The organism is Amycolatopsis alkalitolerans, assembly GCF_006152065.1.
In the GTDB taxonomy this organism is placed as follows: domain Bacteria; phylum Actinomycetota; class Actinomycetes; order Mycobacteriales; family Pseudonocardiaceae; genus Amycolatopsis_E; species Amycolatopsis_E alkalitolerans.
This window is the reverse complement of the sequence record NZ_VDFW01000019.1, coordinates 122,441-129,400: the sequence shown is the minus strand read 5'-3', so window position 1 is coordinate 129,400 and position 6,960 is coordinate 122,441. Positions and strand designations below refer to the sequence as shown.

Sequence of the window (6,960 nt, the reverse complement as noted above, 5' to 3'; positions counted from 1 at the left end):
CGCGGCTGGTGCCGGGCGGGCCGCCGCGGCTGCCGCGGGCGCGGCGGCAACGCGTGGCGCGGGCGGCGCCGGCGGGTTCTTCCCAGGCGCGCTGGGCGGTGCGGGTGCGGGGCAGCAGGGCGGCGACAACGAGCACCGCAACCGCTACACCGACGGCAGCGGTCTGGACCTGCTCGACGATCTGCCGCCGGCGTATCCGCCCGTGCTGGGCGAGTGAGGGAGGAACCGTGGCCCGTGAGCTGACCGCGGTGGCCGGGGTCGTACTGTCCCACCTGGAGTACGACCTGTTGTGGGAGGACCTGGATCTCGGCCCCCACCCGTATCCCCTCGAGGTGCCTTCGCACGGGTTCACCATGGCCGAGCGCGATGAACTGGGCGCGCGGGTCTTCGAGACGCTATCTCAGGCGCGGCTGATCGACGAGCACGAGGACGTGGACTCCCGCCTCGGGGAGATGCTTGTTTTGCTGGCCCGCCCGGAGCTTTCGGTGGACGCGGTGCTGTTCGGTGAGGCGCCGCTGCGGATGCTCGCCGCGGCCGGCCGCCGCCAGGGGGTGCTCGCGGTGCTCGACGAGGGCGAGCTGGCGTTGCGGCCGTGCCGGCCTGACGAGATCGGGGACCTGGTGGCCGCGGTGATCGGAGATGCCGCGCCGGGGCCTGGCGCCGCTGTTCGCCTGCCACGCGAGGCGTTTTCGGCGGCGATGCGGGCCTACGCCGAAGGCGGCTACACCGGTTTCGAGCGGGCGCTGTCGCAGGCCGGCATCACGGGTCGCGCGGTGCGGGCGCTGTCGACGATCGTCGGCACCCCTCGTACCGCCTCGGGGCAGCTGGCGGTCAACGGGCCGCGCGGCCGGTCCCCGATCGTGTCCTGGTACGACACGGAGGCCGGCCGGTACGGGGCCACCGTGGACGACGTGGCGGGCGGCCGGTGGGTGACGATCGCGCCCGCGAACGGAGCGTGGATGGCGGGTCGCATCGGCGAGCTCGCCGATCGCGTCACATCCGGATGAGGCGTACGGCGGAACTGACGGGACAGCTCCGCCGTCCGATTCGCGTGAAGCAGACCATGAACTGAAGGGGGCGAAATGAGCACGCTCAGCGCCGAGCAGATCGCGCAGCATGCCTACAAGGCGGGCTTCCGGGGGCACGCGCTGACCACGGCGGTGGCGGTGGCGATGGCCGAGTCCGGGGGGAACGCCCACGCGCACAACGGCACGCCGCCGGACAACTCCTACGGCCTGTGGCAGGTCAACATGCTCGGCTCGCTCGGCCCCGCCCGGCGCGAGCAGTTCCACCTCGATTCGAACAAGGAACTGTTCAACGCCGACGAAAACGCGAAGGCCGCGTACGCGATTTCGAGCCACGGCAAGAGTTTCGAGCCGTGGTCGACCTACACCAACGGCGCGTACAAGAAACATCTGGCCGCGGCCAAGAAGGCGGCCGAGGACGTCGCCAAGCACCACGGCAAGGCCACCCACCACAAAGGGTCCTCGCACGACAAGGGCCATCACAAGGGCAACGGGCACGACGGATACCGCGTGGACCCGGGCCAGTTCCACACCTACACCAAGAAGGCCGGGCACGTGGCCGGGGAACTGCGTTCGGTCGGCTCGCGCACGGTGCACGCGGTGACCGGGATCGCGAAGGACAGTTTCGGCAAGGTCGGCGAGGAGACCGGGTTCGCCGACGCGCTCGGTGATTTCAGCCGGTCGCTGGAACGGCAGGTGGCCGCCACCGGGAAGACCGCGCAGGGGCTCGGCTCGCAGATTTCGCAGGCGGCGAAGACCTACCAGGGTCATGAAGAGGACACCGGGCTGGAGCTGAAGAAGTTCGACGCCAAGGGCGTCCTGGGCTGAACGGGGGAGGAACACGATGGACATCGCGCAGATCGCCACGCTGTTCGCCGGCGAGATGAAGACGCATCAGGGAAAGCTCGAAGGCAAGGCCGGTGAGGCGCAGGCCGCGCAGACCGCGCTCGAGTCGGCCGCGAAGGCCATCATGGAGCAGCACGACGCCCAGCGGAAGGCCGCGCAGTCGTTGCTGAACCACTGGGACAGCAAGGCCGCGACCGGTTTCGAGGGCGAGTCGGCGAAGCTGGGCGACGACCTCACGACCACCGCGGAGGCGAGCGTCCGGGGCGCGAAGATCGTCTCCGAGGTCACCCAGGCGCTGTCCGCCCGGCACGGCACGACGGGCGTGCTGATCGACGAGTTCGTCACGAAGGCCGAAGGTTTCCTCAAGGCGGGTTACGCGATGGCGGGTCTCGCGGTGCCGGGCGTGCTGCTCAAGGCGCTCGGGGAGGTCACCGATCTGGCCGGGCAGTACCTGAAGGAGTCCACGGGCCAGCTCAAGGGCGCGCGTGACGAGATGGAGGACGCGGCACGCAAACTCCGGGCGCTGGAAAAGGAGCTGAACCACGACGGCGTCGCCGACCCGGGCCAGGCGCACCACAAACCGGTGCCGGGCAAGGAGCACGGCCACCCCAAGCACCACAAGGGCACGACGAAACCGAGCCACCACTCGAAGAAGGTCGACGAGATCCTGGCGCACGCGCGGAAGAACCTCGGCTATCACGAGGGTCCCAACAACCGCAACAAATGGGGGCCCACCGGGCAGCCCTGGTGCTCCTATTTCGCCACGTCGATGTGGCGCGAGGCCGGGGTGAACATCCCGAAGTACGGCTTCACCGGTGACGTCTACAAATGGGGCGAGCGCCACCACCTCGCCTACGACCGCGGAGCCATCGCCAAGCAGGCACGGCCCGGCGACACGATCCTGTTCGGCACCGGGCCAAGCTGGAGCGGCAGCGAGCATATCGGCATCATCGAGAAGGTCGACGGCAACAAGATCACCACGATCGAGGGCAACTCGAGCGACCAGGTGATGCGCCACACCTACACGCTGCCCCGCGACGCGCACCGGTTCTACGGAGGGGTGCACCCGAAGTGACGATCACCGGAAGCGCCCGGCGGGACGGGATCTCGGTCGAGGTCCTGCCCGGCGGTGCGCTGCGCGCAGTGGAACTGACCGCCGAGGCGCTGGAGCACGGGGGTCCCGCGCTGGCGCGGACGATCCTGGCGCTGGTGGGCGAGGCGGCGGCGCAGGCCAACCAGCGCGCCAAGCATGCGATGGCCGGCGTGCTCGGCGGGCTCAGCCAGGACGAGCTGACCCGCCTGGGGCTGACGCAGGAGGAGTCGCTGACCGAGGTTGCCGAAGCCACTACTCCGGAGCACTGGCGGGTCTGATGGACGAGGACGAGCGCAGTATCGACGAACTGATCGAGATCGCCGAGGAGATCCCCGAGCGGCTGGGGCTGGCCGAGGGGATGGCCGGGATCCGGGCCACCGCGCGGGGCGAGGGCGTCACGGCGACGGTGGACGTGCAGGGCATGCTGGTCGGGCTGGACATCGGCGGGCAGGCGCTGGCGCTGGGGCCGGAAGGCCTGGCCGCGGAGATCTCCCGGCTGAGCGCCGAAGCCGGGACGAGCGCGCTGCGGGAAGGCATGCGGGCCGTCACGGCAGGTTGCGTCCCTCAGGTCGCGGCCGCCGTCGAGGAGGCACTCGGCCTCGACGACCGCGAGCCCGCGGAACGCCCGGCGGAACCCGGGCGCCCCAGTCGTCGTCCGTCCTCTTCGGACGATGGCGACTCCGACGGTTTCGTGCTGAGCCCGGTCTAACCGCCGTGATCAGCCACGCGGCCCGCCGGTGAGCGTGAACCCGGTGACGAACTCGGCGTGGATGCGCAGCACCTGGTCCATGGAGCGGTCGACCCAGGGCTGCAGCGCGCGCTCGTAGCGGGCGATCGCGGCCTCGTCGGTGACCTTGCGCGCGATACCGGTGATGATCACGCTCCAACCGGTGTGCGTCCGGGGGTCGATGTCATCGGCTTCGTAGGCGACGACCGTGTCCACACTGGAGGTCAGCGCGGCTCCGGTGTGGCTGCGGATGATGACGTCCTCGTCGTCGACGATGTGGTTGACGGGGCGGATGGCCGGCAGCGCGTGTTCGGTGAACACGATCCGTCCGAGCTCGACGCTGCCGAGCAGCTTCAGGGCTTCGTCGCGGCCGAGTTCGGTGAGGCGGGCGCCGGTCATGTGGTTTCCGGTGCCGGGCCGGCGGCGGTGAGCAGGCCGTAGTGGCCGTCGTAGCGGCGGTAGAGCACGCTGCCTCGCCCGGTCGCGGAGTGCTCGAAGAACCGGTAGGGGAGTTCGGTCGTCTCCACGCGTTCGGCTGCTTCGTCGGGGGACAACCGGGGCACGCCATGGACGTTGATCGTCCACGGGATCGACGCCGGCGCGGTGGGTGGCCGCAGGCCGCGCAGCCGGGCGAGGCGGTACCCGGTCGGGCCGACGCGGTAGACGAGGCTGTCCTGACCGGTGTCGGCATCGACGAAGAGGTGGAAGTCGTAGTCCATGACGTCCATCGCCAGCGCCGCCTCATCGGGATGGGAGCGTGCGAGCGGGTATTGCTTGCGGCGCACGATCTTGCGCCGCGCCGCCGGGAGCGCCACGGCGGGCGGCCGGTTGTGGGCATGGCGGGCATCCGGCCAGGACCGGGGCTCGGCGGGGCGAGCCAGCCGGGCCAAGTGGCCGCCCAGGCGGGCGCGCAGCAGCGTGGCCGCTTCACGGAAGAAGGGCGCGGCCGCCTGCGCCCGGACGGGCCGGCCGTCCACGACCAGGTTGGCCTGGGCGAGCGCCGGCCGTGCCGCGCTGGTCTGGCGGAACGTCGTCAGCCGCACCCGCATCGCGTCGACGTCGCCCGAGACCCGGCGTGCGAACGCCGCCAGCTGCCGCTGCACATACTCGCGCGCACCGTCGAGCACCTCACCCGTTGCCTGCACGGCGATCTCCGGCCCACCGGAGCGAGGACTTGCAGAATTTCGAAAGTCTTGATCCACGCAGGTGATACTGGTAAATTGGCGGACCGGCAGGCAAGGGCACAAGGTCACTTCAGCTCATGACCTCGCTCCTTCGGTTCTCCGGCGGCGGGTCGTCATCACGGGAGGAGCGTTTGTGAGCGCGCCGCTGTACCAGTTGAAGGCGGAGTTCTTCAAGACGCTGGGCCATCCCGCGCGGATCCGGGTCCTGGAGCTGCTGTCGGTGCGAGAGCACGCGGTGGCCGAGATGCTACCGGAGGTCGGTGTCGAGCCGGCGAACCTGTCACAGCAGCTGGCGGTCCTGCGCCGCGCCGGCCTGGTGACCACGCGCAAGGAGGGGTCCAGCGTGTACTACTCGCTGACCAGCCCCGATCTCACGGAACTGCTCGCCGTCGCTCGCAAGATCCTCACCGGGGTGCTGTCTGACCAGATGGAGTTGCTCGAGGGCCTGCGCTCCCAGTGAATCCGCCGTCAGCCCGGGCGTGCCGCCTCGTGCCACGGGCGGCGCGCGGCGAGATTGACCCGCCAATGGTGCGCCCGCGCGACCATCGCCGGCTCGGCCCCGCGGGCGTGGTCGACGACGGCGCCGTCGGCCCACAGGATCAGCGCCGTCACCCCGTCCGGGCCAGGGGTCAGGCCGATCCGCCAGGTGCGCTCAGGGTGGGTGACGGTCACCTCGGCGGTGATCCACTGGCCCGTCGCCCCGGCCGTGACCTGCCAGGCGGGATCTCCACCCAGCTCCGCGACCGATCTCGGCGCGTCCGCCGCCCGTTCGCCCTCCACGCACGCACCTCGCCTCTGGCGAAACCGTTGATTCGCCGTTCGTTCGCCTGCTCGTAATATATCGGTTCCCCGCGCGTAAGGTCATCGGCCCGCAACCGCGTCTTAACAGCGGATCTTTCGCCCGATGGAATGGCTCTGGCTGCCACGCGGGCGGCGGCGGAAGAGTGGAGCCACTGCCGAAGAACGGGGAGCCAGATGATCACCACGCGTGCCGCGATCTGCCGGGAACCCCGGAGCCCCTGGGAGATCGTCGATCTCGAGCTCGACGAACCGAAGGCCGACGAGGTCCGGGTCCGGTTCCATGCCGCGGGCCTGTGCCACTCCGACGACCACATCCAGAAGGGCGACGCGCGGATGCGGTTCCCCGTGGTCGGCGGGCACGAAGGCGCCGGGGTGGTGGAGGCCGTGGGCGAGGACGTGACGCGCGTGGCCGTCGGCGACCACGTGGTGTGCGCGTTCATCCCGGCCTGCGGGAAATGCCGGTACTGCTCGACCGGTCACCAGAACATGTGCGACGAGGGCAAGAACGCCTCCACCGGGGAGTTCCCCGACGGGACGTTCCGCTTCCACTCGGGCGGCGAGGACTACGGCGGGCTGTGCGTGCTGGGCACGTTTTCCCAGCGCGCCGTGCTGCACGAGTTCTCCTGCGTCAAGATCCCCGACGACATCCCGTTCGACGTCGCCTCGCTCGTCAGCTGTGGCGTGCCGACCGGCTGGGGGACCGCCGTCTACGCGGGTGGCGTGCGGCCGGGGGAGACCGTGGTCGTCTACGGCGCGGGCGGTGTGGGTAGCAACGCGGTGCAGGGTGCGCGGTATGCGGGTGCGAAGAACGTGGTCGTGGTGGATCCGGTGGAGTTCAAGCGGGACATGGCGAAGGTGTTCGGCGCGACGCACACGTTCGCCGGCGCCGAGGAGGCGCACGAGTTCGTCGTCGAGACCACGTGGGGGCAGCTCGCCGACCACGCGCTGATCACCGTCGGCGTCCTGAGCGACGAGGTGATCGCCTCCGCGGTCAACGTCGTCGGCAAGTCCGGAAAGGTCACCATCACCGCGGTCGGCCCCGGCCAGCTCGACTTCCCCGGCGGCATGCTCATCGGTTACCAGCGGCGCGTCCAGGGCGCGGTTTTCGGTGCCTGCAACCCGATCTACGACATCCCGCGCCTGCTGGGCCTCTACCGCTCCGGCGATCTGAAGCTCGACGAGCTGATCACCAAGCGGTACACGCTCGAGCAGGTCAACGAGGGCTACCAGGACATGCTCGACGGCAAGAACATCCGCGGCGTCATCGTCCACGAACACTAAGGG

10 protein-coding genes and 1 pseudogene are annotated in these 6,960 nt (G+C 70.2%); 8 read left to right on the top strand and 3 right to left on the bottom strand.

Annotated elements, in window-relative coordinates; genetic code table 11:
* From FG385_RS34020 to FG385_RS21510, 6 genes and pseudogenes are all read left to right on the top strand, one after another.
* A pseudogene (locus FG385_RS34020) lies at positions 1-217 on the top strand (WXG100 family type VII secretion target); the annotation flags it as partial.
* Positions 218-227: 10 nt separating this feature from the next.
* Positions 228-1,007 carry an ESX secretion-associated protein EspG gene (locus FG385_RS21530; protein ID WP_139098565.1) on the top strand — a complete coding sequence of 260 codons (780 nt, stop codon included), beginning with the start codon at positions 228-230 and terminating at the stop codon, positions 1,005-1,007.
* 75 nt (positions 1,008-1,082) lie between these two features.
* Positions 1,083-1,853: a transglycosylase SLT domain-containing protein gene (locus FG385_RS21525; protein ID WP_139098564.1), complete on the top strand. Its 771-nt coding sequence runs from the start codon at positions 1,083-1,085 to the stop codon at positions 1,851-1,853.
* Positions 1,854-1,869: 16 nt separating this feature from the next.
* Positions 1,870-2,946: a CHAP domain-containing protein gene (locus tag FG385_RS21520; protein WP_139098563.1), complete on the top strand. Its 1,077-nt coding sequence runs from the start codon at positions 1,870-1,872 to the stop codon at positions 2,944-2,946.
* Positions 2,943-3,242 carry a YbaB/EbfC family nucleoid-associated protein gene (locus FG385_RS21515; RefSeq protein ID WP_139098562.1) on the top strand — a complete coding sequence of 100 codons (300 nt, stop codon included), beginning with the start codon at positions 2,943-2,945 and terminating at the stop codon, positions 3,240-3,242. The genes FG385_RS21520 and FG385_RS21515 overlap by 4 nt, the downstream gene beginning before the upstream one ends.
* Positions 3,242-3,673 (top strand): hypothetical protein, encoded by a 432-nt coding sequence (locus FG385_RS21510; protein ID WP_200834580.1) that lies wholly within the window; start codon positions 3,242-3,244, stop codon positions 3,671-3,673. The genes FG385_RS21515 and FG385_RS21510 overlap by 1 nt, the downstream gene beginning before the upstream one ends.
* Positions 3,674-3,682: 9 nt before the next feature.
* Here FG385_RS21510 and FG385_RS21505 read toward each other — a convergent pair whose 3' ends face one another.
* Together FG385_RS21505 and FG385_RS21500 are read right to left on the bottom strand one after the other, a co-directional pair.
* Positions 3,683-4,090, bottom strand: a complete 408-nt coding sequence (locus FG385_RS21505; protein WP_139098561.1) for a pyridoxamine 5'-phosphate oxidase family protein — start codon at positions 4,088-4,090, stop codon at positions 3,683-3,685.
* Positions 4,087-4,836 carry a sigma 54 modulation/S30EA ribosomal C-terminal domain-containing protein gene (locus tag FG385_RS21500; RefSeq protein WP_235022712.1) on the bottom strand — a complete coding sequence of 250 codons (750 nt, stop codon included), beginning with the start codon at positions 4,834-4,836 and terminating at the stop codon, positions 4,087-4,089. Before FG385_RS21500 ends, FG385_RS21505 begins: the two co-directional genes overlap by 4 nt.
* A 172-nt stretch (positions 4,837-5,008) precedes the next feature.
* Here FG385_RS21500 and FG385_RS21495 point away from each other — a divergent pair, with 172 nt between their 5' ends.
* Positions 5,009-5,335 carry an ArsR/SmtB family transcription factor gene (locus FG385_RS21495; protein ID WP_139098559.1) on the top strand — a complete coding sequence of 109 codons (327 nt, stop codon included), beginning with the start codon at positions 5,009-5,011 and terminating at the stop codon, positions 5,333-5,335.
* A gap of 8 nt (positions 5,336-5,343) precedes the next feature.
* Here FG385_RS21495 and FG385_RS21490 read toward each other — a convergent pair whose 3' ends face one another.
* Complete coding sequence (locus FG385_RS21490) at positions 5,344-5,655, bottom strand: hypothetical protein (protein ID WP_139098558.1); 312 nt, start codon at positions 5,653-5,655, stop codon at positions 5,344-5,346.
* A 195-nt stretch (positions 5,656-5,850) separates the two neighbouring features.
* Here FG385_RS21490 and FG385_RS21485 point away from each other — a divergent pair, with 195 nt between their 5' ends.
* On the top strand, positions 5,851-6,957 hold the full coding sequence (locus FG385_RS21485; RefSeq protein ID WP_139098557.1) for an NDMA-dependent alcohol dehydrogenase: 1,107 nt from the start codon (positions 5,851-5,853) through the stop codon (positions 6,955-6,957).
* The last annotated feature ends 3 nt before the right edge of the window (positions 6,958-6,960 follow it).

Coding starts and splice junctions, on each gene's coding strand:
- FG385_RS21485 (WP_139098557.1), top strand. CDS start 5,851: ATGATCACCACGCGTGCCGCGATCTGCCGGGAACCCCGGAGCCCCTGG.
- FG385_RS21510 (WP_200834580.1), top strand. CDS start 3,242: ATGGACGAGGACGAGCGCAGTATCGACGAACTGATCGAGATCGCCGAG.
- FG385_RS21525 (WP_139098564.1), top strand. CDS start 1,083: ATGAGCACGCTCAGCGCCGAGCAGATCGCGCAGCATGCCTACAAGGCG.
- FG385_RS21505 (WP_139098561.1), bottom strand. CDS start 4,090: ATGACCGGCGCCCGCCTCACCGAACTCGGCCGCGACGAAGCCCTGAAG.
- FG385_RS21520 (WP_139098563.1), top strand. CDS start 1,870: ATGGACATCGCGCAGATCGCCACGCTGTTCGCCGGCGAGATGAAGACG.